Origin of the sequence: Methanoregula sp. (assembly GCF_002835825.1) — an archaeon.
Taxonomy (GTDB): Archaea; Halobacteriota; Methanomicrobia; order Methanomicrobiales; family Methanospirillaceae; genus Methanoregula.
Map to the genome: position 1 here is coordinate 1 of NZ_PIZH01000421.1, position 1,788 is coordinate 1,788.

Annotated in this window: 2 protein-coding genes; one reads left to right on the top strand and one right to left on the bottom strand. The window is 51.0% G+C overall.

All coding sequences use genetic code 11. The features are described from left to right. Nucleotides 1-305: 305 nt before the first annotated feature. On the bottom strand, nucleotides 306-1,268 hold the full coding sequence (locus CW742_RS11815) for an IS5 family transposase (protein ID WP_292420626.1): 963 nt from the start codon (nucleotides 1,266-1,268) through the stop codon (nucleotides 306-308). 190 nt (nucleotides 1,269-1,458) lie between these two features. Between CW742_RS11815 and CW742_RS11820 the strand changes: the two genes are divergently transcribed. Further along, nucleotides 1,459-1,788 (top strand): FxLYD domain-containing protein (locus CW742_RS11820; protein WP_292420628.1); only part of this gene is annotated, 330 nt, incomplete at its 3' end.

A 1,788-nucleotide genomic window follows, 5' to 3' on the forward strand; every position in this document is an offset into this window, starting at 1 on the left:
GTAGATGACCTGCGTTTCCTGAGGATATTCTTGTTCGGTAATTCCCGTTTTTGCATTATATTTTTTTACAGAAACCCGGTTGACATGCGATAGAACCGCATCGTTGGGTAACCCACCGTACCTTTCCAATGCCTTTTCAGCAAGTGCTGGTGCTTCAGCTTCTGAGGGTGTGCTATTTTTTATTTCCAGAGAATAGCGAATAACCCCTCGGTTATCCGCAAATGGCCAAGTCTGCCTGAATATCCCGGAACTGGGGCAGAAATCCCCAGATATTGGTCTAATAGGATTCTATTTTCTGCAATTTTTCAATCGGAATGAGAGAGCTGTCGCTCGGCATTCCGGATACTGATGAGGTTGAAGAGGTTATAGCAGAAGCAGGAGAAGAGATTTTTCGCATGTACCCGGAGATGGGTGGTAACCAGCACATGGCCAGCGTGGAATACCCTCTTGATCACGGCAAAGGGCCGTTCCACGAGGGATCGGGTCCGGTTGATAGCCCGGTTTCTCCGTTTGTCCTTGACGGAGAGTTCCTTTCCCCGGACAGCCCGGTGCATGGTTTTGTCGGTTGATGCGAAGGGGATAGTACCAAAGTACCCTTTATCACGATATACAGTCTCGCCTTTCTCCGAGAGATCGATCTGGCTGTCATGCACTGAACCGGTTGTCGTATCGAACCGCCGGACGAACTGGTTCTCCTTGTCAGTGAGCACATGAAGTTTGTATCCGAATTCCGATTTTTTCCCTTTTTTCGTCCACGTCCCGTCCCGGCTCCGCCGGGTCTTTGCCTCGTCTCCCCGGGGCTTGTCGGCTGGCGCATGACCAGGATCGGCGGTGATGAATGTCGCGTCCTGAATCGTACCCCGCTTTATCCGGTATCCCTTTTCGTCCAGCTGACGCTGGAGTTCTTCCCAGATCAGATGGATCTTTCCCTTCTCAGTCAGTCGTTCCCGAAACAGCCACAGCGTTGTCCGGTCCGGAACCTTCTCTGGACATCCCAGAAAATGCCAGAACGAGACCCGATCGGTCGCCTGGCGTTCAGCCTCATAATCCGATAACCCATACCATCCCTGCAGCACCAGCAGCTTCACCATCAGGATCTCATCGATATGCGGCCTCCCCCCCTCCGCTTTGGTATCCCGATACATATCACTGAGAATCGGCCGGAACTTCTCCCAATCGATAAGTCCGCTGATCTCTCCCAACTTGTCGCCAAGGTTTGCTACCTTTGCATAATGCTGCCGTAGAAAATAGTCCTCGAATCCGCCCATATCCTTTATTCGGGGGTACTCAGATAAAAACCTAAGCTGCCTTTTTCGATATGCTCTCCTGTTTGTTATAATTCACCTGACCGGAGCCGGGCCGATGGGGATACTTATGAACATGTTCGGGGGGCAATCTGAAAAACCATCCGGCAGTTTTATCAGCAGTATCGGAAGCATACCGGTAATTGGGGAGTCTTTGCAATCGTTAATAGAATCGACCGGCGCATTTACGGACGCTGCAAAGAATATCCGGGTAAAAAGCCGGTTGTACCGTGACGGTCCGTATTCCTGGATTGAGGGGAAATTACGGAACAACGGTACCGCGGCATACAAGGGAATGATCTATTTTGATCTCCTTGATTCGGAAGGGAGACCAATCGGGTCAGCCTGTACCCTTATCGGGCCGGTGCAGGCCGGAGAAATCCTCCGTTTCAGGACAGATACGGTAAATAATACCGCTGTCTCAGATTACCGGCTGAATTATATCATTGGCGGGTGTGTCCGTCTCACAATTCGTATTCGGCCC

What these genes read in the sequence shown, in the direction of transcription:
- CW742_RS11815 (WP_292420626.1), bottom strand. Translation starts at nt 1,268, where the DNA reads ATGGGCGGATTCGAGGACTATTTTCTACGGCAGCATTATGCAAAGGTA.